Origin of the sequence: Nitratireductor luteus (assembly GCF_026162365.1) — a bacterium.
Lineage (GTDB): Bacteria > Pseudomonadota > Alphaproteobacteria > Rhizobiales > Rhizobiaceae > Chelativorans > Chelativorans luteus.
The window spans coordinates 20,317-45,659 of record NZ_JAOANW010000001.1 but is presented as its reverse complement, the minus strand read 5'-3'; the positions used below and the strand labels follow the sequence as shown (position 1 = coordinate 45,659).

25 protein-coding genes and 1 tRNA gene are annotated in these 25,343 nt (G+C 62.4%); 17 read left to right on the top strand and 9 right to left on the bottom strand.

Annotation, left to right across the window (positions count from 1 at the left end; all coding sequences use genetic code 11):
- Positions 1-2 precede the first annotated feature (2 nt).
- The 6 genes from ribD to N1058_RS00210 all read left to right on the top strand — a co-directional run bounded on the left by ribD (position 3) and on the right by N1058_RS00210 (position 6,414).
- A complete protein-coding gene (gene ribD, locus N1058_RS00235; RefSeq protein ID WP_265515483.1) occupies positions 3-1,124 on the top strand; it encodes a bifunctional diaminohydroxyphosphoribosylaminopyrimidine deaminase/5-amino-6-(5-phosphoribosylamino)uracil reductase RibD in 1,122 nt (373 codons plus the stop codon).
- Positions 1,124-1,738: a riboflavin synthase gene (locus N1058_RS00230; RefSeq protein WP_265515482.1), complete on the top strand. Its 615-nt coding sequence runs from the start codon at positions 1,124-1,126 to the stop codon at positions 1,736-1,738. Before ribD ends, N1058_RS00230 begins: the two co-directional genes overlap by 1 nt.
- Before the next feature lie 78 nt (positions 1,739-1,816).
- Positions 1,817-2,287, top strand: a complete 471-nt coding sequence (gene ribH / locus N1058_RS00225) for a 6,7-dimethyl-8-ribityllumazine synthase (RefSeq protein WP_265515481.1) — start codon at positions 1,817-1,819, stop codon at positions 2,285-2,287.
- A gap of 6 nt (positions 2,288-2,293) precedes the next feature.
- Positions 2,294-2,785 (top strand): transcription antitermination factor NusB, encoded by a 492-nt coding sequence (gene nusB, locus N1058_RS00220; RefSeq protein ID WP_265515480.1) that lies wholly within the window; start codon positions 2,294-2,296, stop codon positions 2,783-2,785.
- On the top strand, positions 2,782-3,987 hold the full coding sequence (locus tag N1058_RS00215; protein WP_265515479.1) for an MFS transporter: 1,206 nt from the start codon (positions 2,782-2,784) through the stop codon (positions 3,985-3,987). Before nusB ends, N1058_RS00215 begins: the two co-directional genes overlap by 4 nt.
- A 294-nt stretch (positions 3,988-4,281) precedes the next feature.
- Positions 4,282-6,414, top strand: coding sequence for a sodium-translocating pyrophosphatase (locus N1058_RS00210; RefSeq protein ID WP_265515478.1), 2,133 nt, complete (start codon positions 4,282-4,284; stop codon positions 6,412-6,414).
- 174 nt (positions 6,415-6,588) lie between these two features.
- Here the strand turns inward: N1058_RS00210 and N1058_RS00205 are convergent, their stop codons facing one another.
- The gene (locus tag N1058_RS00205; protein WP_265515477.1) at positions 6,589-7,101 is read right to left on the bottom strand and encodes an outer membrane protein assembly factor BamE; all 513 of its coding nucleotides are present in this window, start codon (positions 7,099-7,101) and stop codon (positions 6,589-6,591) included.
- Positions 7,102-7,266: 165 nt separating this feature from the next.
- Here N1058_RS00205 and N1058_RS00200 point away from each other — a divergent pair, with 165 nt between their 5' ends.
- The 7 genes from N1058_RS00200 to N1058_RS00170 all read left to right on the top strand — a co-directional run bounded on the left by N1058_RS00200 (position 7,267) and on the right by N1058_RS00170 (position 12,040).
- Complete coding sequence (locus N1058_RS00200; protein ID WP_265515476.1) at positions 7,267-7,821, top strand: ubiquinol-cytochrome C chaperone family protein; 555 nt, start codon at positions 7,267-7,269, stop codon at positions 7,819-7,821.
- Positions 7,808-8,362, top strand: coding sequence for a YceD family protein (locus N1058_RS00195; protein WP_265515475.1), 555 nt, complete (start codon positions 7,808-7,810; stop codon positions 8,360-8,362). The genes N1058_RS00200 and N1058_RS00195 overlap by 14 nt, the downstream gene beginning before the upstream one ends.
- A 103-nt stretch (positions 8,363-8,465) precedes the next feature.
- Positions 8,466-9,521 (top strand): phosphate acyltransferase PlsX, encoded by a 1,056-nt coding sequence (gene plsX, locus N1058_RS00190; protein ID WP_265515474.1) that lies wholly within the window; start codon positions 8,466-8,468, stop codon positions 9,519-9,521.
- Between the two features lie 9 nt (positions 9,522-9,530).
- Entirely contained in the window at positions 9,531-10,502 is a 972-nt protein-coding gene (locus N1058_RS00185) for a beta-ketoacyl-ACP synthase III (RefSeq protein WP_265515473.1), read from the top strand.
- Positions 10,503-10,623: 121 nt separating this feature from the next.
- Positions 10,624-10,950: an integration host factor subunit alpha gene (locus N1058_RS00180; protein WP_265515472.1), complete on the top strand. Its 327-nt coding sequence runs from the start codon at positions 10,624-10,626 to the stop codon at positions 10,948-10,950.
- 98 nt (positions 10,951-11,048) lie between these two features.
- The gene (locus N1058_RS00175; protein WP_265515471.1) at positions 11,049-11,579 is read left to right on the top strand and encodes a MerR family transcriptional regulator; all 531 of its coding nucleotides are present in this window, start codon (positions 11,049-11,051) and stop codon (positions 11,577-11,579) included.
- Positions 11,580-11,668: 89 nt separating this feature from the next.
- Positions 11,669-12,040, top strand: coding sequence for a hypothetical protein (locus N1058_RS00170; protein WP_265515470.1), 372 nt, complete (start codon positions 11,669-11,671; stop codon positions 12,038-12,040).
- 345 nt (positions 12,041-12,385) lie between these two features.
- Here N1058_RS00170 and N1058_RS00165 read toward each other — a convergent pair whose 3' ends face one another.
- Complete coding sequence (locus N1058_RS00165) at positions 12,386-12,994, bottom strand: TetR/AcrR family transcriptional regulator (RefSeq protein WP_265515469.1); 609 nt, start codon at positions 12,992-12,994, stop codon at positions 12,386-12,388.
- A 138-nt stretch (positions 12,995-13,132) separates the two neighbouring features.
- Positions 13,133-13,498: a cupin domain-containing protein gene (locus tag N1058_RS00160; RefSeq protein ID WP_265515468.1), complete on the bottom strand. Its 366-nt coding sequence runs from the start codon at positions 13,496-13,498 to the stop codon at positions 13,133-13,135.
- Between the two features lie 790 nt (positions 13,499-14,288).
- Between N1058_RS00160 and N1058_RS00155 the strand changes: the two genes are divergently transcribed.
- Positions 14,289-14,365: transfer RNA gene (locus N1058_RS00155), tRNA-Pro, on the top strand.
- Here N1058_RS00155 and N1058_RS00150 read toward each other — a convergent pair.
- The 4 genes from N1058_RS00150 to N1058_RS00135 all read right to left on the bottom strand — a co-directional run bounded on the left by N1058_RS00150 (position 14,328) and on the right by N1058_RS00135 (position 18,946).
- Positions 14,328-15,620, bottom strand: coding sequence for an O-antigen ligase family protein (locus tag N1058_RS00150; RefSeq protein ID WP_265515467.1), 1,293 nt, complete (start codon positions 15,618-15,620; stop codon positions 14,328-14,330). The genes N1058_RS00155 and N1058_RS00150 overlap by 38 nt on opposite strands.
- Positions 15,617-17,158, bottom strand: a complete 1,542-nt coding sequence (locus N1058_RS00145) for an undecaprenyl-phosphate glucose phosphotransferase (protein WP_265515466.1) — start codon at positions 17,156-17,158, stop codon at positions 15,617-15,619. Before N1058_RS00145 ends, N1058_RS00150 begins: the two co-directional genes overlap by 4 nt.
- 65 nt (positions 17,159-17,223) lie before the next feature.
- Positions 17,224-18,342 (bottom strand): glycosyltransferase family 4 protein, encoded by a 1,119-nt coding sequence (locus N1058_RS00140; protein ID WP_265515465.1) that lies wholly within the window; start codon positions 18,340-18,342, stop codon positions 17,224-17,226.
- 40 nt (positions 18,343-18,382) lie between these two features.
- Positions 18,383-18,946, bottom strand: a complete 564-nt coding sequence (locus N1058_RS00135; RefSeq protein WP_265515464.1) for a polysaccharide biosynthesis/export family protein — start codon at positions 18,944-18,946, stop codon at positions 18,383-18,385.
- A gap of 209 nt (positions 18,947-19,155) precedes the next feature.
- Here N1058_RS00135 and N1058_RS00130 point away from each other — a divergent pair, with 209 nt between their 5' ends.
- Positions 19,156-21,318, top strand: a complete 2,163-nt coding sequence (locus N1058_RS00130) for a GumC family protein (RefSeq protein ID WP_420847916.1) — start codon at positions 19,156-19,158, stop codon at positions 21,316-21,318.
- Positions 21,319-21,321: 3 nt separating this feature from the next.
- On the opposite strand, the gene N1058_RS00125 is transcribed toward N1058_RS00130, so the two are convergent.
- Together N1058_RS00125 and N1058_RS00120 are read right to left on the bottom strand one after the other, a co-directional pair.
- Positions 21,322-22,497 (bottom strand): GNAT family N-acetyltransferase, encoded by a 1,176-nt coding sequence (locus N1058_RS00125; protein ID WP_265515462.1) that lies wholly within the window; start codon positions 22,495-22,497, stop codon positions 21,322-21,324.
- A 70-nt stretch (positions 22,498-22,567) separates the two neighbouring features.
- The gene (locus tag N1058_RS00120) at positions 22,568-22,783 is read right to left on the bottom strand and encodes a DUF2842 domain-containing protein (protein ID WP_265515461.1); all 216 of its coding nucleotides are present in this window, start codon (positions 22,781-22,783) and stop codon (positions 22,568-22,570) included.
- A 237-nt stretch (positions 22,784-23,020) separates the two neighbouring features.
- Between N1058_RS00120 and N1058_RS00115 the strand changes: the two genes are divergently transcribed.
- Positions 23,021-24,115, top strand: a complete 1,095-nt coding sequence (locus tag N1058_RS00115) for a COX15/CtaA family protein (RefSeq protein WP_265515460.1) — start codon at positions 23,021-23,023, stop codon at positions 24,113-24,115.
- Positions 24,116-24,229: 114 nt separating this feature from the next.
- Positions 24,230-25,192 carry a galactofuranose ABC transporter, galactofuranose-binding protein YtfQ gene (gene ytfQ / locus N1058_RS00110; RefSeq protein WP_265515459.1) on the top strand — a complete coding sequence of 321 codons (963 nt, stop codon included), beginning with the start codon at positions 24,230-24,232 and terminating at the stop codon, positions 25,190-25,192.
- Positions 25,193-25,343: the final 151 nt, after the last annotated feature.

Below are 25,343 nucleotides of genomic sequence, written 5' to 3'. Positions count from 1 at the left end.
GCATGAACCTTCAGATCGACAGAGATCAGGAGGAAGCCGACCGCCGTTTCATGGCAGCGGCTATCCGCTATTCACGGCGCCATCTGGGCCTGACCGGCACCAATCCCTCCGTTGCTACGTTGATAGTGGCCGACGATGGCGGCGGTCCGGCGATCGTCGGGCGCGGTGTCACCAGCCTCGGCGGAAGACCCCATGCCGAGCCCCAGGCCATCGCCGAGGCCGGCGAACGGGCGCGCGGCGCGACCGCCTATGTGACGCTTGAGCCCTGCGCCCATCATGGCCGCACGCCGCCTTGCGCCGAGGCGCTGGTGACTGCGGGCATCGCACGCGTCGTCGGCGCAGCGACGGATCCGGACTCCAGGGTAAGCGGCCGCGGCTATGCTATCCTGCGGAAGGCCGGTATCGAGGTGGTGGAGGGTGTACTCGCCGACGATGCCGCCGATCTCATGCGCGGCTACCTCATGCGTTCCGTAAAGAAACGGCCGCAAGTGATTCTCAAGCTGGCCCTTTCTGCCGATGCGAAGATCGGTGTGGAAGGGGCAGGGCAGGTGCCCATCACCGCCGCCATCGCACGGCGCCAGGTCCATGCCATGCGCGCCGAGGCGGATGCGATACTGGTCGGGATTGGCACGGCGCTTGCCGACGATCCATCGCTGACATGCAGGCTGCCGGGCCTGGAAAACCGCTCGCCGGTAAGGGTCGTGATCGACAGGAAAATGCGGCTGCCACTTGATTCCACGCTCGTGCGGACCGCAGGGCAAGTCCCGGTCCTGGTCACCGCCGCGGGCGACATTCAGGAGCGCCGGGGGCCGCTTGCCGCCGCCGGCGTGGGTTTCATTGCGGCAGAGGTGCATGAAGACCACATCGCCCTGCCGGAGCTGTTGGAGGATTTGGCCGAGCGTGGCTATGCGACGCTTCTTGTCGAAGGCGGCGCCTTCACCGCCGAGGCCTTTCTGGCCGAAGAACTGGTCGACCGGATCGTACTCTTCACTGGACCAGAGAAAATCGGCCCCCGGGGCATTGCCGCACCGGTTGATCCGGACCATGTCCCGGTCGGATTTTCGCTCTGCAGGCAAGCAGTTTTCGGCGAAGATGGCTACTTCGAATATGTGAGGGACGATTGATGTTCACCGGCATCGTCACGGACGTGGGCAAGGTTGGCTCGGTGCGTTCCCTGGATCGGGGTGTGCGCTTGCGCATCGAGACGGCCTACGATCTCCGGACCATCGATATAGGGGCTTCCATTGCCTGCGCCGGGGTCTGCCTGACCGTGGTGTCGCTGCCGGGCCAAGGCTCGAACGAGCGCTGGTTCGAGGTTGAGGCCTGGGAAGAAGCGCTTCGGCTGACGACGGTCGCCCAGTGGAGCGAAGGCACGCGGCTTAACCTGGAACGCGCTCTGAAGGTGGGCGACGAACTCGGCGGCCACATCGTCTCCGGCCATATAGATGACACCGCGCAGATCATCGAGCGGACGCAGGAGGGCGACGCAGTGCGTTTCCGGCTGCGCGCGCCGCACGAGCTTTCCCGGTTTATTGCGCCTAAAGGCTCAGTCGCCCTTGACGGAACGTCGCTGACAGTCAATCAGGTGGCCGGTGACGAATTCGACGTTCTGCTCATTCAGCACTCCCTGTCGGTGACGACGTGGGGCGAGCGCAATGCGGGCGACCGCGTCAATCTGGAAATCGACACCATGGCGCGTTATGCCGCGCGGCTTGCCGAAGCCGCCAAAGAAGCATAATTGCAGCCCATTCCTTACAGTGTCGTGCGTCCAACGGGACTTACGAGCACGACGTGCTAGCGGCGGCCGAGGTTACGAATGGCGAAACATGCAGGACTGCGCCTCCTTATTGTCGAGGCGCGCTTTTACGACCACTTGTCCGATGGTCTGTTGGACGGCGCGAAGGCCGGGCTCAATGCGGCGGGCGCGGCCTATGACGTGGTGACCGTGCCTGGCGCGCTGGAAATCCCCGGCGTCGTGGCCATGGCCGAGCAAGCTACCGCCAAGGGCGCAAGCCGCTATGACGGCTATGTCGCGCTCGGTTGCGTCATTCGCGGCGAGACCTATCACTTCGACATCGTAGCAAATGAATCGAGTCGCGGCCTGACCGACCTGGCCGTGCGCTACGGTCTTGCCATCGGAAACGGTATCCTCACCGTCGAGAACGAGGCCCAGGCGCTTGCCCGCATCGAAAGCAGCGAAGGCTCGGGGGAGGGGGCCGGCAAAGGTCGCTTCGCCGCCGAGGCCGCCCTGCGCATGATTGAAATCCGAAAAAAACTTGGAGCCTGACCAGGCATGCCCGCCGACCCGAACCAGCCTGCCGAATTCAAGCCTGCCAACAAACGCGGCGCAGCGCGCCTGGCTGCCGTGCAGGCACTCTACCAGATGGATATCGGCGGCACCGGCCTGCTCGAAACCACTGCCGAATACGAAGCCTTCCGCCTCGGCAAGGAAATCGACGGCGCGACCTATCGCGAGGCCGATGCGCAATGGTTCCGCGCCATCCTGTCGGGCGTGGTCGAAGCCCAGAAGACCATCGATCCTGTCATCCGCCAGTCGCTGACCGAGGATTGGCCGCTGTCGCGTCTCGATTCGACGCTGCGTGCCATCCTGCGCGCCGGCGTCTATGAACTGATGAAGCGGGCCGATGTGCCTGTCGCCGTCATCGTTTCGGAATATGTCGACATCGCCAAAGCGTTCTATTCGGAAGATGAGCCCAAGCTGGTCAATGCCGTGCTTGACCGTGTCGCCCGCAGGAGCCGCAACGAGGGTCGGGGAACGTCGTGACAACGGGCCTCCATCGTGAAGCGCGTCGCACGGCTTTCATCCTGGCTTGTGCGCAAGCGATCGTGGGGGCGGGCACGCCGATCGCCATTTCCATGGGCGGGCTGGCCGGCAGCTATCTGCTTGCCGCCGACAAGTCGCTGGCCACCGCTCCGATCACCGGTTTCAATGTAGGCGTGGCGCTGGCGGCGCTGCCCGCCGCGGCTCTCATGCGTGCCGTCGGCCGCCGAAACGGCCTGATGGCGGGCTCTCTTGCCACGTCCGTCGGCGGTGCTGTTGCGGCTTTCGCGCTGTTCCAGACCAGTTTCTGGCTGTTCGCCCTCGGTCTCCTGTTCATCGGCAGCGGCAACGCATTCCTGCAGCAATACCGTTTTGCGGCCGTCGACAATGCGCCCGCCGACTTCAAGCCCAAGGCCATTTCCTGGGTTCTGGGTGGCGGCGTGTTTGCAGCGATCATCGGCCCGCAGCTTGCCATTTTCACCCGCGAACTGTTCGATCCCGTCATGTTCGCTGGCGCTTTCATGTCGGTGATCGGCCTGGGTATCGCCGGGGTGTTCATCCTTTCTTTCCTGCGACTTCCCAAGGACGCGCCGTCGGCGCAGCTTGACGACCACCTGTCCGCCCGCCCGCTCAGCCAGATCCTGCGCCAGCCGCGCTTTCTCGTGGCCTTGTTGTGCGGCGTCGGCACCTTCGCGCTGATGAGCTTCGTGATGACCGGGGCGCCACTCGCCATGGTCGGCTGCGGTTTCTCGCCCGATGAGGCTACCATGGGCATCTCATGGCATGTGGTTGCCATGTACGCGCCCAGCTTCGTCACCGGCAGCCTCATCGCCCGCTTCGGCAAGGAGCGGATCATTGCTGCCGGCCTGATGCTGCTGGTCGGCTGCGCCATCGTCGCGCTGTCGGGCATCGCCCTTTGGCAGTTCTGGTTCGCCCTGATCCTTCTGGGTGTCGGCTGGAACTTCGGCTTCATCGGCGCAACGGCCATGGTCGCCGACTGCTACCGCAGTTCGGAGCGCAACAAGGTGCAGGGCGTGCATGATTTCTTGCTCTTCTCGTCTGTTGCCTTCTCCTCCCTCATGTCAGGCCGCGTCTACAACGCGTTCGGCTGGGAAATGCTCAACTGGGTCATCTTCCCGGTGGTGGGCATATGCCTCGTCGCATTGGTGTTGCTTGCGCTGCGCAGTCGGCTGAGAACCGCCTGAAAGGCTGTTTGGAAACCCGTCGGGGCGAGATGAGAATGGTGTTTTTCGAGCACCGGAGCGGAGCGAATATTGGGTATGTGAGCACCGGAGCGCATAACGACGCCATTTGCAGGCGGCCATAGCGACGTTGGAACAGCGCTGAGCGAAAGCGGGGCAAAACGTCGCACCAAACCTTGACGATCCGGAACGACTTGGCAAAAGTCCCTGTCGGCGCGCGGATTTTTTCTCCAACGCGCACTGTTCTCAAGGCCCGGGGGGACGTCCAGCGGGTCGAAAATCAAGGGATATTTGGCAATGACCATGCTTTACGTCGTCATCGCCTGCGGCTTGCTTTCTGTGCTCTACGCCGTTTGGGCGACACAATCGGTCCTGGCGGCCGATCAGGGCAGTGAGCGGATGCAGGAGATCGCCGGTGCCATTCGAGAGGGCGCGCAAGCCTATCTCACACGCCAGTACACCACCGTCGCCTTCGTTGGCGTTGTCGTCTTCGTGATCGCCTGGTGGCTTTTGACCGCGGCCGCGGCCATTGGCTTCCTCGTAGGCGCGGTATTGTCGGCTGCGGCCGGCTTCATTGGCATGCATGTCTCCGTGCGTGCCAATGTGCGCACCGCGCAGGCCGCGTCCAACAGCCTGGCGGCAGGCCTCGACATCGCTTTCAAGTCCGGCGCGATCACCGGCCTGCTCGTGGCCGGGCTGGCGCTATTGGGCGTGTCGGTCTATTTCGCGATCCTTACCGGTCCGGTGGGGCTCGACCCGACCGAGCGCACGGTGATCGACGCGCTGGTGGCGCTGGGCTTCGGCGCTTCCCTGATTTCGATCTTCGCCCGTCTCGGCGGCGGCATCTTCACCAAGGGCGCGGATGTCGGCGGTGATCTGGTCGGCAAGGTCGAAGCAGGAATCCCCGAGGACGACCCGCGCAATCCGGCGACCATTGCCGACAATGTCGGCGACAATGTCGGCGACTGCGCGGGCATGGCGGCGGATTTGTTCGAGACCTACGTCGTCACCGTCGTTGCCACCATGGTGCTCGCTTCCATCTTCTTCACCGGCGCCACGGCGGTCACGCTGATGCTTTTCCCGCTGGTCATCGGAGGGGCCTGCGTGGTGACATCGATCATCGGCACGTTCTTCGTGAAACTCGGCTCCAACAATTCCATCATGGGCGCTCTCTACAAGGGCTTCGTGGCCACGGCGCTTCTGTCAGTGGTCGCGCTGGGGCTCATCGTTTGGCTCTGGCTCGGCGGCTCGACAGAGTTCACCGCCAGTAATGGAGGGGCCTTTACCGGCCTTGATCTATTTTACTGCGGCATTGTCGGCCTCGCGGTGACGGGCCTGATCATCTGGATTACCGAATACTACACGGGCGTCGGCTTCCGTCCGGTTCGGTCGATCAGCCAGGCATCCGTTTCCGGACACGGGACGAATGTCATCCAGGGCCTCGCAATCTCGCTGGAGGCGACGGCGTTGCCGGCCATCGTCATCATTGCCGGCATCATCGTCAGCTTTAATCTCGCCGGCCTGTTCGGCATCGCCATCGCGGTGACCACAATGCTGGCGCTGGCGGGCATGGTCGTGGCGCTCGATGCCTTCGGCCCGGTCACGGACAATGCCGGCGGTATCGCAGAGATGGCGGACCTGCCGGCAGAAGTGCGCCAGACCACCGACGCGCTCGATGCGGTGGGCAACACTACGAAAGCCGTTACCAAGGGCTATGCCATCGGCTCGGCGGGTCTTGGCGCACTGGTGCTCTTCGCCGCTTATACGGAGGACCTGAAGTATTTCGCTGCCAACGCGGCGCCGGGTTCCTTCTTCGAAGGTGTCAGCGTCGATTTTTCGCTTTCCAACCCGTATGTGGTCGTCGGCCTGCTGTTCGGCGGTCTGCTGCCGTTCCTGTTCGGTGGCCTCTCCATGACTGCGGTCGGCCGGGCCGCCGGCGCCATCGTGGAGGAGGTGCGCCGACAGTTCCGCGAGAAGCCGGGCATCATGGAAGGCACAGAAAAGCCCGACTACGGCCGGGCGGTCGATCTGCTTACCAAAGCGGCTATCAAGGAAATGATCGTGCCCTCGCTGCTGCCGGTACTCTCGCCGCTGGTGGTTTTCGGGCTCATGTACGCGATCGCTGGCAAGAATGAGGCCTTCGCGTCGCTCGGCGCCATGCTGCTCGGCGTGATCGTTACCGGCCTCTTCGTCGCCATTTCCATGACGGCGGGCGGCGGCGCCTGGGACAACGCCAAGAAATCCTTCGAGGACGGATTCGTCGACAAGGATGGCGTACGGCATGAGAAGGGTTCCGAGGCGCACAAGGCCTCGGTGACGGGCGATACGGTTGGCGATCCCTACAAGGATACGGCCGGCCCGGCCGTGAACCCTATGATCAAGATCACCAACATCATGGCGCTTCTGCTCCTGGCCGTGCTCGCGCACTGACAGAGAAAGTTGGCGCAATTCCAGGAAAAATGGAAACCGGTTTCGCGTCCGGAATTGCGTAAAGTCAAATAGTTGGATCAGTTCGACATCTCTGTAAAACGATGCAATGATCTAAAAGGAAAAGGCCCGCGGGAGCGCATCCCGCGGGCCTTTCTGTTTTGAATGGTGGAAAACTCAGTTCACGCCGAGCGGGTTGGAAGGTGGTCCACCCTTTGCGACACCGGCGATGAGTTGGCCAAGGAAACTCTGGTCCTTGCCGCCGGTCGGCGTGGTGCGCGCGATGAAGTCGAACAACTTGCCGTCCTTGGTGCCATAATCGGCGATCTGGGTAACCCGGCCATCATCGCCGAAATAGACCGCCAACACCCGCTGATCGACAAGCTTGGGCTTCATGAAAGCCGCGTTACGCACGCGCTTCTGGGAAATGTAATAGAAGACCTCATTGTCGAAGGTCGCTGTGGTCGACGGTGTGCCGAGCGCCAGCAGCACCTGCTCACGGCTCGATCCCACCGGCACAAGCTCCAGCGCTTGCGGATCGACGACATAGCCTTGCGTGAAAGTCTCCTTGGCCTCGAGGGTGGCGCCGATATTATTGCACCCGGCAAGGGTGAGTGCCGCGCCTCCAAGCGCGAGAGCCGCTATGAGCCGGCGGCTCCTGGCGTTGAATTTATGCACCTGCAACAACATCTCCTCTCGGTAGGGCTTGCGGCCAGGCCGTCATGCCACCTTGCACGCATTGGCAAAACGGGTAAACCAGCTTTCGCGCCGATGCAACTGGACCAGCATGAAGCCAGCGTATCGGCCGGAGCGCCAAATAGCGCCGAAGAACCAGCCTGAAGGAGGGCATTCCTCATGTTCCAGTGGCTAGCGGGTGCGCGCCGGCGCAATCGTCGTTCCGTAGTGGATGCCCTTTATGCACAAATCGTGGCGGCCGCGCGGCGGCCCCGGTTTTATTCCGAATGGCAGACGCCGGACACGCCGCTCGGCCGGTTCGAGATGCTGTCGGTGCACATGTTTCTGTTTCTGCATCGGCTGCGCGGAGCCGAGGGGGCCGCGCACGCCGTCGCTCAGGACGTAACCGACCAGTTTTTCCACGACGTCGACCACTCGCTGCGCGAGTTGGGCATAGGTGATCTGGGCGTGCCCAAACGCATCAAGAAGCTGGCGCGCATGTTCTATGGTCGGCTGTCCGCCTATGGCGAGGCCGTCGATAGGGGTGACGTGGCCGCACTTGCAGAGGCGCTTCGGCGCAATATCCGCCCGGAGGCGACCGAATGGAGCGAGGCGACCGATCTCGCCAACTATATTCTCAGAGCCCATGAAGCGCTGAAGGGGCTCGACGAAGAGCGGTTATTGACAGGCGAGCTTTCATTTGCCCCTGTGGAAGACGACCATGACACAAACTGACGCCAAAAGCCCCGTTTCCCTGCCATTTCGCACCAGCCGGCTGCCGCGCAAGGGCACGGACCTGACGATCACGGCCGATCCGGATCAGCGTGCCGGCCTGGCGAAAGCGCACGGGCTTCTGTCCGTCGAGCGCTTCGAGGCCGAGATCGCGATTCGCCCGTGGAAGGCGGACGGCGTTCGGGTAAAGGGCACCGTTTCCGCCGATATCGTGCAGGAATGCATCGTCACGCTCGACCCGCTCCCTGCGCGAATCGCCGAGGATTTCGAGGCGCTCTTCATTCCCGAAGGCTCCCGCCTCGCGCGACAGGAATGGCGCGATGGCGAAATCGTGATCGAGGCCGAGGGTGCCGATATGCCGGAACCTTTCTCTGGTGATACAATCGATCTCGGCGCTGTGGCCGAGGAGTTCTTCGTGCTCGGCATCGACCCTTATCCGCGCAAGAAGGGATCGGAGCTTGCCTCCAAAGTGGAATCCCACGCCGACGAAAAACCAGCCGGCCCGCTCTATGAAGGGCTCAAGAAGCTGCGTGGACAAAGCTGAAACAGGGGAAGTTGGCTGAAACGCGGTTGTGCGCGCGCCCAAAACCGCTATTTTCGCCGGACTTTTCAGGCGGCAGCCCGAAACAGAATGAGGCAGTGAACGCGTGATACGCATTTCGATTGACGCTATGGGCGGGGACCATGGACCCGGGGCCACGCTCCCCGGCCTTGTGCGCGTGGTGGAGCGTCGCCCTGACATCCGCTTTGTGCTGTTCGGCCGCGAGGAGATCGTGCGCCCCGTTCTGGACAAGCTGCCGCGGCTGAAGGAAGTCAGCGAGTTCGTCCACTGTGATGTCGCGGTGCGTATGGACGACAAGCCGAGCCAGGCGCTGCGTCTTGGGCGCTGGAAGTCGTCCATGTGGCGGGCGATCGAGGCGGTGAAGGCAGGCGAGGCCGATGCATGCGTCTCCGCCGGCAACACCGGCGCTTTGATGGCTATGTCGAAATTCTGCCTGCGCACCATGGCCGACATCGAGCGCCCTGCCATTGCCGCCATTTGGCCCACCATCAGGGGCGAGAGCATCGTCCTCGATGTCGGCGCGACCATCGGCGCCGATGCGCAGCAACTCGTGGATTTCGCCATCCTCGGCGCGGCGATGGCCAACGCGCTCTTCGACATTGACCAGCCCACGGTCGGGCTGCTCAATGTCGGCGTGGAGGAAATCAAGGGCCAGGAGGAAGTCAAGGAGGCCGGCCGCATGCTGCGCGAGGCCGCCCTCGAGACCATGCGGTACCAGGGTTTCGTCGAAGGCGACGACATCGGCAAGGGCACGGTAGATGTCGTCGTGACCGAAGGGTTCGCCGGCAACATCGCGCTGAAGTCGGCCGAAGGCACGGCGCGTCAGATCGGCGGATATCTGCGCGAGGCCATGAACCGGACGCTCATGGCACGCATTGGCTATCTTTTCGCGCGTGGTGCGTTCGCTCGCCTGCGGGAGAAGATGGACGTGCGCAAGAGCAATGGCGGAGTGTTTCTGGGCCTCAAGGGTATCGTCGTCAAAAGCCACGGCGGTGCGGATGAGGAAGGTTTTGCCGCTGCGGTCGAATTGGGCTACGAAATGGTGAAAAGCGGCCTTTATGAGAAAACGCGCTCTACGCTCGATCTATATCACGCGCGCAAGCTGAGCGTGCCGGCCGTCGACGCGGCTTCAAGGGTTTGAGGAAATAGTATGATCAGGTCAGCCGTGTGCGGCATAGGCTCGGCGCTGCCGCGCCGCATCATGAAGAACGCCGAATTCGAGACCCTTGTCGACACCACCGACGATTGGATCGTCCAGCGCACCGGCATCCGCCAGCGTCACATCGCCTCCGACGATGAGACCACGGCCTCGCTGGGCGAAGCGGCAGCGCGCAAGGCGCTCGACGATGCCGGGCTGACACCAGCCGACATCGACATGATCGTGCTGGCAACCTCGACACCCAACAACACCTTTCCCGCTACTGCGGTCGAGATCCAGGACCGGCTGGGCATGGCCCACGGCTTCGCTTTCGACATGCAGGCGGTCTGTTCGGGGTTCGTCTACGCGGTCAATACGGCCGATCTTCACATCCGCGCGGGCCAGGCAAAGCGTGTCCTGGTGATCGGTTCGGAAACCTTCTCTCGCATCCTGGACTGGGAAGACCGCACGACCTGTGTGCTGTTCGGCGACGGCGCGGGTGCCGTCGTTCTGGAGGGCGTCGAAGGTGACGGTGTTCTGGCCGACCGCGGCATTATCGCCGCCAGCCTGCGCTCCGATGGCGCCCAGAAGGATAAGCTTTTCGTCGATGGTGGCCCGTCGACGACCGGCACCGTCGGCCATTTGCGCATGCAGGGCAGGGAAGTCTTCAAGCACGCTGTAGGCATGATCACCGATGTGATCGAGGACGTCTTCGGCCGCGCCGGCATCTCCGCCGGGGATATCGACTGGTTCGTGCCGCATCAGGCCAACAAGCGCATCATCGACGCCTCTGCGAAAAAGCTGGGGATAGCGGAGGAAAAGGTGGTCATCACCGTGGACCTTCACGGCAACACGTCGGCGGCCTCCGTGCCGCTGGCGCTGGCCCATGCCGTAAACGAGGGCAAGATAAAGCGCGGCGACCTCGTTTTGCTGGAGGCGATGGGCGGCGGATTCACTTGGGGCGCTGTCTTGCTGCGCTGGTAATTCCTCAACGACAGCAATAATTTGTCCCTTAGTTCAGGGTGCTTGACCTTACCCGTCCAAGTTTTGTAACGTCGTCGCAGTCGCTTGAATTTTCAATAGTTTCGATTGGTTGGGTGGTCGGATGGGGGGAAAGACGGTTACACGAGCCGACCTCGCCGAGGCGGTTTACCGCAAGGTAGGCTTGTCTCGCACGGAATCGGCGCAGATTGTCGAAATGGTGCTTGAGGAAGTCTGCGATGCGGTGGTTCGCGGCGAGACCGTGAAACTTTCCTCCTTCGCGACTTTTCAGGTTCGCGACAAGAATGAGCGCATTGGCCGTAACCCGAAGACGGGCGAGGAGGTTCCGATCCTGCCGCGCCGCGTCATGACGTTCAAGGCGTCGAACGTGCTCAAGCAGAAGATCCTGGACGCTCATCAAGCCCGCAGGCACGGTAAAGCCGCCAGCTGAGACACCTCTGTCGCCGGCCGCTGAAAGCTGTTGAAATAATGACATGACTCGGGACATCCTTGCCTGAGACCGTTCATGCCAGCCATGTGAGGAGTCCGATGGATAAGAGCCCAGACGCCTTCCGTACCATCAGCGAGGTTGCCGAGGAGCTGGATCTGCCGCAGCATGTGCTGCGCTTCTGGGAAACGCGTTTCACCCAGATCAAGCCAATGAAACGTGGCGGTGGCCGCCGCTACTACCGGCCGCAGGATGTCGAACTCATCAAGGGCATCCGCCATATGCTCTACGATCAGGGCTACACCATCAAAGGCGTTCAGAAGCTTTTGCGTGAGAACGGAAACCAGTTCGTCGTCGCTATCGGGCGCGGCGACATGGCCGCTGTTGAAGCCATAGCCCAGCAGAAGATGGCCGAGGCCGAGGCCAAGTCCGAGAAGGCGGGTGATGAGGAAATGCTGGTAGGCACGGCGAAAGCCAAGCCCAGCCGCCGCTTCTTCGGCATCGCCCGCGGCGAGGAGGACGGCCCTGTCACCCCTGATGGCGCGCGTCTTTCACGCGACAACCGTGCTCTCCTGCAGGAAACCCTGTTCGACCTCCTGGAGTGCAAGCGCTTGCTCGATCAGGTGCGCTGACCGCTGCGTCTGGTGCTTCCGTCAGGGAACCCACGATCCCCATCGGGCGTTGGCCACAACCGGCCGTTCCGATGCAGGGAGAGTAGGCAATGACCGAGGTCTTGAGCAGAATACACGACGGAATGCGTATCATCGATGCTACCGGTGAAGAGATCGGTACCGTCGAAACAGTTCATATGCCAGAAGGCGATCTGTCGAACCCGCAGGCCGAGACACTGACGGCAGGTCCCAATCCGGGCCAATTTGCATCGACGCTGACAGCGTCCCTTGCCCGCGCTTTCACGACCGACCATGTTCCCGAAGTCCTTCAGAAGCGTCTTCTGAGAGAGGGTTTCGTCCGGGTCGACGTCGACGGGCTGCTTGCCGCGGACCGGTATGTTCTACCCGAGCAGATCGATTCTGTCGCTGGTGACGCTGTACACCTGACGGCGTCCCTAGAAGAGCTCATCCGGCGCAGCTGAGTGCCGCGTATCGCTGGGGCGGCAGGCTACCGCCCCAACCAGGACGACGATGCCGTATAGACCCAGTACTGCAGATTCGCGAGCCGGCTCTGCGCCGTGGTCGGCTCATGGCCTGACTACTGGGAACAAGGTTTGTTCAAACCTGGAAAGCGACAAGCGCCTGGAAAGCTGAGCGTTGCGAGGGAAACGGGGGACCGGAAGATCCTGGAGAGCTTGTCGGAGCGGGGGGCGATGCGGCGGAATTCCTTGGCGGTTGGCTGATCGGGCGAGCCGCTACAAGGACTTTCGTTTGATCAAACCTGCAGCTGCAGTGCCCCGCGCCCCCTGTCGGGCGCAGGAAGCGAATCAGCCGGAAGCTACTCCCGCCGAGGTCTTGGGCGACGAGGCGACAGAAGCAAAGTAGAAGTCGAGCATGGTATCGAGAGGCGCCGGATCGCGACGCAGCCTGCTGCGCAGGGCGGCTCCCTCCCAGCAATTCACGACCAGATCGGCCAACAACCGCAGGTCCGAGCCCGAAGGAAGATCGCCTCGGTCGCGTGCCTCCTCCAGACAGTTCTCAATGCGGCCCGCGATGATGGACAGACACGCCTCGATCTTCTGCTGAAAAACAGGGCTGACCCCGGACAGTTCCTGACCCAGCCCGCCGAGCATGCACCCGAGGTAGCCTTCCTCCTGGTATTTGTCCCGTGTCGATTCGAAGAACTTCCGCACGCGAGCCAGCGGCGGCAGGGAGCGGTCCCCCAAGGAATCGTCCAGTCCATCGTGCACCTCGCTCATATAGCGGTCGATGACCTGAAGGGCGAAATCCTCCTTGCTCCTGAAGTGGTGGTAGAACGAGCCTTTCGGCATGCCCGTCTCCTGCAGCACGGCCTGGATGCCAAGATCATTGTAGCCATGGCGCAGGAGCATCTTCAGCCCCGCGTCGAGCATCCGCTGCTTGGTGGAATCACTCATCGAGAATGTCCATCTCATGGTCCTCAGGTGCGAAAAATCGGCTCTCGGATGCCGAAGGTCAAGGCCGCCACGCTGGTTGGCGGGGCGGCCTTGCAGTTTGCGGGCCGCGCCGGCGGCAAGTGCCGGGCACGCCGCGGGTCAGTGTTGGTGTTCGGGCGGCGCGAAGAGGATCAATTCCACGCGATCGTCGCCTTCCACATGAGCGTCGTGGTCTGGCGGGATCTCAAAGAAATCGCCGGGCGCGATTCTTGTTCTCGCTCCGGTATCGAGCATGCGGACGACAAGCGTGCCGGCGATGCAATAACCGGTGTGGTGCATCGGACACGAGTCCGGGTTGCCGAGAAGTGGCTTCTCGTCCTTTTCCCAGGTCCAGCCAGGTTCGAACACGGCGTGCATGCCGGTCGCTCCGGTTCCCATCTTGATGATGGCGATGCCGCCGCATTCTTTCATATCGAGCAGGTCGTCGGGCTTGTCGAAGCGCCGAATCTCAATGGCTGTGGTCATCACGTCATTTCCTTTCCAGGTGAGAGTGAAAGAGGCCGGTTCCAATGCAGCGTTCCGTCCAGTCGGTTCGTCGGTTTGGAAAGCCCCTAATCAATCGATCGGGGTGCCGGGCACTGCGCCGCTGCAGGGCCCGCGGCGAATGCCGCGAGTGCGATCAGGCGAAAGCGGCGGGGTACATGCGATGCCGGAACCGAAGGGACTGCTTCGTCATGAGTGTTCTCCCTTGTCAATTCTTCGAATAGACCGGTCGGTCTAACTAGAATGTCACACAGGAGGTGGCGTGCGTCAATCCTTTGGGTTTGGATTCGTGCGTCGATCCCTGGGTTTGGATGATGTTCGAACCCAGAAGGCGGTGAGCGTACCGGGAGCAAGGGCGGTCGTTGCACCGAGGCTTGCCCGTGGTCTGCCAGGCGGGCCTGCCGATCGGGTTTGTTTCGCGCCGAGCTTGTATTCGTCGCAGGCGATGGCCATATGCGGCAAATCGGTCGCTTGGCCGGCGTGGAGGTCCTGCAAGATATGCGGTGAGGTCCCCGGGAAGCGATCGCATTTGAACTGAAAGACCATGGGCGATCACGAATGTACTGGCGCCCATTGAAGGTTCAGGAACGAAGGGAAGCGGGCTCAGGCCCGCTTTTTTGTTTTCTGGCGCAGTTTTGAGTCGGATCGGATTTCATCCCAGATATACGCGGCGAAAAATTTCGATGAATGCCAAGGCTGGTGGCTTTTCATGCCGATGGTGTGATTTTGGCCTTGCGCCTCAATCGCCGAAAATATAAGCCTTCACGCGGCTCGGAGCGTAGCGCAGCCCGGTAGCGCACTTGACTGGGGGTCAAGGGGTCGTGGGTTCGAATCCCGCCGCTCCGACCATTTTCTTCTTGACCCATATCCCTTGCTGGTGCGCCTGATGGCACTGTTCCAGCGCCATGCATCCCCAGATCAGACCGAGGATCAGATAGAAGTGCCGCCAGTGGTCGGTGTCGATCACAGTGCCGAGCGCGATATGGCCGATGAGCACCACATAGGCGCACAAGAGATAGGGTTGCCACGGGCGGTTGCGGAAGAGGATCCGGAAGGCACCCGCGACGGTCCAGATTATCAGCGTGAAATAAGCGGCGAAGCCGAGCCACGAATAATCGAGCAGCGCCTTCAGCCATATATTATGCGTATCCTCGCCCAGCATCTGGCCGAACTCGAGCGGGCCGATGCCCATGGGATGCTCGACCGCCATCATGAAACCGATGCCGTAGCGTGCGAAACGTCCCAGCCGGGCGCTGTCATAGTCCTGCGCAAGCTTGGCCCGTTCGGAGAATAATTCGGCCACTTCCGGAATCTGCAGCGCGACCAGAAGCGCCATCGAGGCGATGGCGAAGGCGGCGATGCTCATGGCGATGATACGCAGCCGCACCATGCCTCGCCGGTTGTGGATGAACAGCGCCAGGGTCAGCACCAGGGCGCAGCCTAGGTAGAGGCCCCAGGCCCCGCGCGAGAACGAGAAGAAGACACCGAGCGTTATGATGATGAAGGGCGCTGTGGCCATGAGCGCATGGCGTAGGCCGCCGGTCATCATCCGGTGCAGGAGATAGATGCCGGGAACGGTCAGGAACGGGCCGAAGACATTTGGATCCTCGAAAACACCTGCCGCACGGCCATAGCGGGTGAACATCTCGGCGCCCGGAAACGCATTGAAATAACCCAGAATGCCGGCGAGCGACGTGATGCAGGCAGCCGCCAGCCACGCCCGGAAGATGAGCGGCAGCACGGCAGGCTGCGTTTCGACCACTGCGGCGAAGAATACGGCGGTCAGCGCCAGAAACAGCGAGACGGCGATATAAAGCGGTATGTCGCCGAGATCGGCCAACTGGCTCATGGATATGAGCCCGCCGATATTGAACAGCACCAGAAGCACCAGCAAGGGCGCAATGGAGCGCGATATCCTGAGGCCGAATAGTGCCCAGACCCCAATCAGCCCCGCCATGTAGAGTTCGTAAGGCGCCGGCTCGCGGATGACGAACCCTGAAAGGAAGACGCCGATCGTGATCGCTCCGGCTCGAACGATCTCGATCAGCCGCCGGTTGACCGCCTCGCCCGGCAGCGCGGCCGTACTATGGCCGGAGGCGCTCAATAGGCGTTTTCCGTGTTGAGCAGGCGGATCGGGGTGAGGAACAGGATCTTGAGATCGAGCCACAGCGACCAGTTCTCTATGTAATAGAGGTCGTACTCCGTGCGCTTGCGGATTTTCTCTTCGGTGTCGAGCTCGCCGCGCCAGCCATTGATCTGAGCCCAGCCGGTCACTCCCGGTTTGACCCGGTGCCGGGCGAAATAGCCGTCCACGACCTCGTCGAAAAGCCGGTTGTGCGCCTCGGCCGCAATGGCATGAGGGCGCGGTCCTACGAGGGAGAGGCTTCCGAAAAGCGCGTTGAAGAATTGCGGTAGTTCGTCGAGGGACGTCTTGCGGATGAACCGTCCGACACGGGTGACGCGCGGATCGTCCTTCACCACCGCGTTCCTCGCCGTCGGGTCGCATTGCTCCGTGTACATGGACCGGAATTTCAGGACCTCGATCTCTTCGTTGTTGAAGCCATGGCGGCGCTGCTTGAACAGAACGGGACCTTTGCTGTCCAGCTTGATCGCAATGGCCGTCGCCAGCATGACCGGCGAGAAGACGGCGATGCCCAGCAGGCTGAAGAAGATGTCGAATGCCCTTTTGGCCACCGAGTCCCAGTCGTTGATCGGGCGATCGAAGATGTCCAGCATCGGCACCGAGCCGATATAGGAATAGGCGCGTGGGCGAAAGCGCAGATGGCTCGAGTGGGCTGAAAGCCGGATGTCGATCGGCAGCACCCAGAGTTTGCGCAGCATGGCCAGGACGCGTGCCTCGGCATTGAAGGGCAGTGAGACGATCAGCATGTCGATGCGCGCGATGCGGGCGAACTCGATCAGTTCCTCGACATTGCCCAGCTTGGGATAGCCCGCCACGACGGGCGGTGAACGCTTGTCGTCGCGATCATCGAAGATGCCGCAGATGCGGATATCGTTATAGGGTTCGCGCTCGATGGAGCGGATCAGCACCTCGGCGTTTTTGCCGCCCCCGACGATGACCGCGCGGCGCTCGATCCGCCCGTTGCGCGCCCAGCGCTTGAAGAGCTGCGCCGTGGCCAGACGCAGCATGAAGATCAGCCCGAGGCCGGTCGCATACCAGGCGCCGAGCCAATAGCGCGAGAACTCGGCCGAGATTTTCAGGAAGAACAGCGCCACCGTGGCCAGCGCGAAAGTGGCCGACCAGATGAGCAGGATGCGCCCGATCTGGCCGATCGGATTGCGCAGCGCCGGCATTTGATAACAGTCGGAGAATTCCATCAGGATCACCGTCACCAGCGATATGCCGAGGATGATCAATGGGTACTGCAAGTAAAGATGGGTGCCCAGTCCCACATAGCCGGCATAGAGCGCGGCGCCGGAGACGAACAGCAGCCCGAACTCGACGATCCGCATGACACCGCTGACCATCACAGGGGACATGGTGTCCCGACGGTATTGCAGCGCGACCTGATTGGCCACCTGACCTAGCTTCGGCCTGGCCTTGCGCGGCCCGTTCTCCGGTTCCGCCGACCGCCGGACAGCTTCCTTCGAGAAACGGGATGTGGGATCATATTTGTTCATTGCATATAACCGCCAGTTTATCCGGCGATAGCATCAAGGCACTAAGATTCCCTTGATGCCCGGCCTCATCGCGACATCGCCTGGCGGTAGATATCCTCGATCCGTGAAGCCATCGCGTCAGCCCCGAAGCGTTCGCGCAGCGCATCCCTTGCCGGCATCGAGCGGGCAAATTCGCCGGGGCTTTCGAGCGCGAACGTCATGCGCTCGGAAAGCGAGATGGGTTCTGGCCGGCAAAGAGCGGGCGACTCTCCGCCGAGGATTTCCGGAATGCCGCCCACCGCTGTCGCGATCAGCGCGCGCCCCGCCGCCAGCGCTTCCAGCACGATATATGGCATCGCCTCTGCCCGCGAGGGAACAACCATCACACGGCCCCTGGCAAACGCCTGGCGTGCCGGCATGGCGGAAAAGAACCGCACCCTGTCGCCGAACCCCAATTCCCTGGCCTGCGCCTTGTATTTCTCGAGATCGTCTCCATCGCCGACCATCACCGCTGTCAGCGGTCGGTGCGCGCGCTCCTCGACCAGCTTCAGCGCATCCAGGAAAAGGTCGGGCCCCTTCAGGTCCCGCATCATGCCTATATAGAGGAAGTCCGCCGCATCCGGCGTCTCCGCCACATCCGCGAATTCTTCTGCGCGCAGGCCGTTATAGACGAGGCTGTGGGGTGGGCGCGGCTTGCCCACTTTTGTCTTGTAGGTGCGCAGCTCGTATTCGGAAACGAACAGGATGTGGTCGGTGAAGCGGCCCATCAGTGCTTCGAGCGAGAAGAAGAAGCGTCCGGCGATAGTATCCGGGTCGTAGTGCAGACTGCCGCCATGGGGCGAATAAAGCCGCAAGACCCGGCTGCCGCCCATTTGCAGCGCGGTTCCGAAAAGGCGGGCATAGGCCCCGCCCTTGGCCCCGTGCCCGTGCAGAATGTCCGGCCGCATGGCACGTATGATTTGAAGCGTCCGCCAGGCTGCGGCGATGTCGCCCGGGCCGACATGGCGCTGTATCGGCGTGCGTGTGACCCCGAGAGCAAGCCTGTCGGCGATCCGACGGAAGTAGCGGTCCTCATATTCGCCGCCGGTGGTGGAATCGCAGACGATCCCCACCTCGTGTCCCGCCGCGACCTGCGCATCGCACAGATCGCGCACGTGGCGGAATATCCCGCCCACGGGAGACCGGAACAGGTGGACGATGCGCAAATTGCTCACCCTGCGAAGATGGAAGCGCCCGGGAGAGCCATCAAAAGAGCCGCTCCCGGACATAGACCGTATCGCCGGGCAGCAGCGGGTCCGAGGTGACGACGCGCCCGGTCATCACCTTGCCGTTGATCTCGCGCGTCACATCGACATTGGCCTGGTTGGCGCGCGGCGAGAAACCGCCCGCCGCCGCGATCGCCTTTTGTACCGTCATGCCCGGAACGTAAGAATACTGCCCAGGCCCGCCGACCTCGCCCATGATGAAGATGGGCCGGTAGCGGTCGACTTCGACCGTCACGTCCGGATCCCGCAGATAGCCGTTACGCAGCATCTGGGCGAGTTCCTGTTCGAGTTGCTTGGGCGTGCGGCCGCGCGCCGGCACCGATCCAACCAGCGGAAAGGAAATGTAGCCCGCCTGGTCGACGCTGTAGCTGTTCGTCAGGTTCTCCTGGTCGAAGACGGTGATGCGCAGCTGGTCGCCGGCATCCATCACATAGGGCTGGTAGAGCGCCTTGTGGAAAGCCGGCGGGGGAGGGCGATAGCCGCCGCAGCCGGCAAGCAGGACCGCCGCCGAAAGGCCGATAACGATAGGGGTACGGTTTTTCATGACCGGATACACGTATCTCTTGTTGGGCAGCGGAACGCTCATCAATGCACCGTAAGGTTATCCGGCGATTACGGTTAATGCCGGGTTAAGCGACCGCACTTGGCTGCGTGCCCGAGCGCTGCGCACCGTGAATGGAGGCTGTTTTGCGGTTAACCCCATGGTTACCACGTCCATTTACCTTGACGGCGACAAGCACTGGGGTGGGATGCATGAAGAGCGGTGAAACAATGGCCAGCGACGTTGACGTCGATCTCGGCCGGCTGTTCGCAAGCCTGCGGCGCAACTGGCTGCGCATCGCAGTGTTCGCGCTCGCCATCACCGGAATCGTTTTTCTGCTGGCCGCGCTCGCCACGCCCAAATACAGGGCCGAGACCCGGGTACTGATCGAAACGGGCGAATCCGTCTATACCCGCCCGTCGACGATTGACGATCAGGGCCGGGCCGTGCTCGACGCGGAAGGGGTGGTCAGCCAGGTCCAGGTCATCTCCTCTGCTGAGATACTGACCCAGGTGGCGCGGCAGCTCGATCTTGCGAGCCGCGATGAGTTCGACACCGCCCGGATATCGCTGCTCGACCGCCTGTTCATCATGACCGGTCTCAAGAGCAGCCCCGCGGCCATACCGCCGGAAGAGCGCGTTCTCCAGGCTTTCCGGGAAAAGCTGACAGTCTATCGCGTGGAGAACTCCCGCGTCATCGTCATCGAATTCTCCTCCGAAGATCCCGTCCTGGCCGCCAGCGTGCCCAACGCCATCGCCGATGCCTATGTGGCGTCGCAACGGGCGGCGAAGCAGCAGTCAAACGCAGAAGCCACCGACTGGCTGGAGCCTGAGATCGCCGATCTGAGGGAGCGCGTGAAGGAAGCCGAGGGCAAGGTGGCCGATTTCCGTTCCCAGTCGGATCTTCTGATGGGGCAGAACAACACGGTTCTGGCAACCCAGCAGCTGGCTGAGCTTTCGAGCGAGCTTTCCCGCGTTCGCGCCGCCCGCTCGGCGGCCGAAGCGAAGGTCGAGACCATCCGGGCGGCTGCGGGGCGCGGCGCTTCGCTTGAGACGTTGCCGGACGTTCTGGCTTCGGGGCTGATCCAGCGTCTGCGCGAGCGACAGGTTGAGCTCAAGGCACAGATCGCGGACCTGTCGACATCGCTTCTCGGCAGTCACCCGCGCATCCGCGCCCTGCAGTCGCAACTTGCCGATCTCGATGGACAGATACGCTCGGAGGTCGACAAGGTGCTCGAAGGGCTGGAGACCGAAGCGGACACCGCACGCCTGCGCGAACGCGAACTCGTTTCCCAGTTGAACCAGTTGAAGGCCGAATCGGGCCGGGCCGGGCAGGAGCAGGTGGAATTGCGTGCGCTTGAGCGGGAAGCTGCCGCCCAGCGCGAGTTGCTGGAATCCTACCTTACCCGCTATCGCGAGGCCGCCGCCCGTGGCGACCGCAACTACCTGCCGGTTGATGCGCGCATCTTCTCGCGGGCTACCGTTCCCGCCGAGCCCTATTTCCCAAAGATCATCCCCATCACTTTCGCCGCCTTCGCCGCCTCGTTGCTGGTGATGGCTATCGTCACGCTGTTGCGGGAATTGTTCAGCGGGCGCGCCATGCGCCCGGTCGGCGGCGAGGTAGAACCTGTCGAACAGGTCGAGATGGCGGCCGACCGCGAGCCCGCCACGCCGGCATTCCCGGCTGACCCCGCCGTCAATTCCTCCGGCCTGGAAGAAGAAGCGGAAACGGCCTTTGAAGAGAGGCAGGCGCCAGCCTCCGTTCCTCCCGCCTCACGACTGGGCGAAGTACATGTGGACGCGGCAGCCGAGGCGCTGATTGCCACCGGTGTCGGACGCGCCGTCTTCGTTTCACCCGAGGGCGACGATGCGGCGGCGACCGCCGTACTGGTCGCACGCGAGGTCTCCGACGCAGGCCTGCGTGTTCTCTTGGTCGACCTGACGGCTTCCGGAGCCGCCTCGATGCCGATGCTGGAGACTGTCTCCTATGCCGGCATCACCAATCTGCTTGCCGCGGAAGCCCAGTTCGCCGACATCATTCACAGCGATCTCTACTCGGAATGCCATATCATCCCTATCGGCACCGCCGATCCCGACCGCGCCATGCGTGGGCTCGACCGCCTGCCGATTATAATGAACTCGCTTTCCACCGCCTATGATCTGGTCGTCGTCGAATGCGGGCCGGCAGAGGCGGAAGCGCTCGCAAGGCTCATGGACGATGACACGCAGATCCTCGTCAGCGTACTCGATCCCTCGGACAGGGTTATCGAAGCGGTGCGGGATGAGCTGAGGCGGGAGGGCTACGACGCACCGCTGCTCGTAACGCCCGTCGGCCAATTCCCGCCGCCGGCCCCACCCGGCAGGGATGTCGCGTAAGCCTTACGACTGGCCTCTGCGCCTCAAGCGGCGCACGATTTGCATCAGGACCGGGCTGGTCTTGATAAATCGCTTTGCCCGGCTCCACGTTCGCAAAACTGCGGCGACAACGTGCCCGCGCGATGAAAGTCCGGCAATTACATCGGCATGGTGCGTTTCCAGGTCGCACCAGATGCGCTTGTAGGCCTCGTCGCCGACGCTGAAATCGTAGACCGCGAAACCGTCCTCCGCTGCGGCGGCGATGTTCTCGTAGAACAGGAAGTCGCCGGGGCTTGCGTGAGCAAGCTCATCCTCGGCGAAGGTGCTGAACTCGCAGATCAGCGTATCCTCGGTTTGGCTCGACCCGGTCACTGCACGCACCACCCCTCCGACCTCCAGCGCGTGCAGGACGAAGGGCGGCGGCGATAGCTGCAAGGCGTTCATGAACAGTATCCGGAAGCTTGCCTGCACGGCGGGATCGTCGAAGACGTCGCTGATTCCCATCTTGGCGAACCGGTGGTGCTTCATCCGGAAAAAGGCATCCAGAAGAAGGTCGACTTCCTCGACAGTCCGGGCCGCGTAGCGGCGATAGCCGCCGGCAACCTCCAGCTTGCGGACTTGCGAGCGGTGCTTCTTGCGCCGTCGCTTGCCGCTGCTGCCACGGAGGACTTGCTCCAAGCCGCCAGTCAGGTCCACTGCCAGCGATACGTTGGGGCTGGTCGCATGGGGCAGCGCTGCTAGAGGATTGGCATGGCCGCGAAAGGTCGTCCGCTGACGCTCCAGGGCGAGGATGTCGATATCGGGCCGCTGTTGCCGCAAAGCTGCGACAAGGGCGCCGGTCACTTGCCTGGAATCGGCTCCATAAGCCAGAGAAAGGGCAGGAAAATTGCCGTTTGCATGGGTGCCTCCGACAAAACGCGCCATACGGAAGACTCCGCTCCGCTCGACCACCAGCGGCAGCGCCAGCGCCGGGGCCTCGTCGACGTGGAGCGTCACCACGAGCACGTCGTTATGGTGCGAAGCCCAGGCAGCCAGCCAATCGGGCGATTGCGGTGGGGGGAAGACGGCATTCTCGCAAAATCGGCGATAGGCGGCGATGCCTCGCTCATCGGCGGCGGCGACCCCGGCGGTCAGCGTCGCCGCTTCGCCTTCCTTGGAAACAGGCGCCATGCCCTCATGTGCCGATGCAGCCCCCGACATTTCACCCTCAAACGTTCCGCATGCGGCGGAACCTATCGAAAAAGTGTGAAGGAATGCTCGACGGCGCGGTTTACTTGCCGGCCTTTGGCCGTCCCTCCATCCATTTCACGATCAGCATGGCCGGCAATATCCAGGCGAGACCGGAAACCAGATAGAATACGAGATGGACGAGCGGGCTCTTGTCGGTCAATTGCGCGACCGCGAAGGCCGTGGATACAATGGCATAGATCACCACGAGTGCCACAAGGCCGATCATGCCTATGAATTTCCGCAACCGCACCGGCATTGTCGTGTCCTTGTCCAGTAACTCTTGTAGGCATGGCGCCGCCCGGTTCGGACTGGGCAAGGCCGGCTCCTCGTACAGTCGCCTGATCGAATGTTCAACCACAACCGCGACCGCATGTCGCCGCCAGGAGACTTGCCAGAGGCCGGCGGTTGCGGCACGAACCCTTCGAGATGGAAGGCCGGGAACGCCGGGCGGTGTCCGCCCGTCCCGGTCGCTTCCCGATTTTTCCGGTGAAAGATGACTTCGATAGCTGAAACGACGATCCCGAGTGCCGTACCCGTCGACGATCGCAGGAATCGGCTATGGGTTCGATTGTGGCTCTATGCGGTCCTTGTTACCTTGTTCGCGCTGGTGATCGTGGGCGGGGCGACGCGGCTTACCGATTCCGGTCTCTCGATCACCGAATGGAAGCCGATACACGGCGTCATCCCCCCGCTCAGCGAAGCCGAATGGCAGGAGGAACTGGATAAATATCGCCAGATCCCCGAGTATCAGCAGATCAACAAAGGAATGAGCCTCGACGCCTTCAAGACCATCTACTGGTGGGAGTGGGGGCATCGCCTCCTCGCCCGTGGCGTTGGCTTCGTCTTCGCTCTGCCTCTGGCCTTCTTCTGGCTGACCGGACGCCTCGAACGACGCCTTAAACCGAAGCTCTTGGGCATTTTGGGTCTCGGCGCGCTGCAGGGCGCGATCGGCTGGTGGATGGTCGCTTCGGGTCTCGTCGACCGGGTTGACGTCAGCCAGTACAGGCTGGCCACCCATCTCACCATCGCCTGTGTGATATTCGCCGCCGTCATGGTCGTTGCCCGCGGCCTTGCGCCCCATAGCGGCGGCCGCGCCGTTCCCCGCGTTCAAAACCTTGCCGGCTGGCTGGTCTTCGCGGTGCTGTTCCAGATATACCTCGGCGGGCTGGTGGCCGGCCTCGATGCCGGCATGACCTACAACACCTGGCCGCTGATGGATGGGGCGATCGTCCCCCAGGGTCTGTTCGCCCAGTCACCGGCCTGGCTGAACCTGTTTGAAAAACCCAAGACCGTGCAGTTCGTCCATCGGCTGGGCGCCTATGCCCTGCTTCTGCTTGCCCTGTGGCACTGCGTTGAGACATGGCGCCGCGCGCCGGGTTCGACCCATGCAAGGCGCGCAGTGATCCTCCTCCTCCTGATCTGCATACAGGCAGCCATCGGCATCGCAACGCTGCTCATGGTCGTGCCGCTGGGCTGGGCGCTTGCGCACCAGGCCATGGCGCTCATGGTGCTGGGCTTCGCCGCCGCCCACTGGCGCGCCACCAAGGGCGCCTATCCGCCCGAAACGCGGGTGGAACTGCGCTCCTAGGAACCACCGCTCAAGTCCCGTTCAGCGAATGCTGCATGTCGTCGCTTTACAAAAGTAATATAGTATGATTTTTTCCTTCTGCTGCTCCGCAGCTGAGCAATTCGGGAGGAAATCATGCTCTTTAAGTCAGCTCTTGCTGGCGCGACTATGCTCGCGTCGGCTGTCCTTGGCACGTCGGTGGCTTCGGCAACGACCGTTGGATTTTCACAGATCGGTTCGGAGTCGGGCTGGCGCGCGGCCGAGACCACCGTCACCAAGAAGGAAGCCGAAAAGCGCGGCATCGACCTGAAATTTGCCGACGCCCAGCAGAAACAGGAAAACCAGATCAAGGCGATCCGCTCCTTCATCGCGCAGGGCGTCGATGCGATCCTGGTGGCACCCGTCGTTGAAACCGGCTGGGACTCGGTCCTGGAAGAAGCGAAGGACGCGGAAATCCCGGTCATCCTTCTCGACCGCACCATCAAGGCATCCGATGATCTCTACCTGACCGCGGTAACCTCGGACCAGGTACATGAGGGCAAGGTCGCAGGCAATTGGCTGGTCGAGGCCGTCGGCAACAAGGATTGCAACATCGTCGAACTGCAGGGCACCACCGGCTCATCCCCGGCCATCGCCCGCAAGAAGGGTTTCGAGGAGGCCATCGCCGGCAGCGAAAACCTTGAGATCATCCGCAGCCAGACGGGCGACTTTACCCGTACCAAGGGCAAGGAAGTGATGGAAAGCTTCCTCAAAGCGGAAGACGGAGGCAAGAACATCTGCGCCCTCTACGCCCACAACGACGATATGGCGCTTGGTGCTATCCAGGCCATCAAGGAAGCCGGCTTGAAGCCCGGTGAGGACATCCTTGTCGTCTCCATCGACGCCGTGCCGGATATCTTCAAGGCGCTTGCCGCCGGTGAAGCCAACGCCACCGTCGAACTGACGCCTAACATGGCCGGGCCGGCCTTCGACATTCTCGAAGCCTACCTTGCCGACGGCACCACGCCGGAAAAGTGGATCCAGACGGAATCGAAGCTCTTCACCCAGGCTGACGATCCGATGGCGGTCTACGAGGAAAAGAAAGATCTCGGCTACTGAGCCCCGAAGGCGGGTCGCCCACGCGGCCCGCCTCTTCTTCGTATTCCGCAACGCCAATCCCTTTGGTTTCGGCCTCCGCCGAAGCTTGAGCATGATCTCGAAAAGTGGATACCGGTTTTTGGAAAAGATCATGCTCCAACAAAGGGATAGA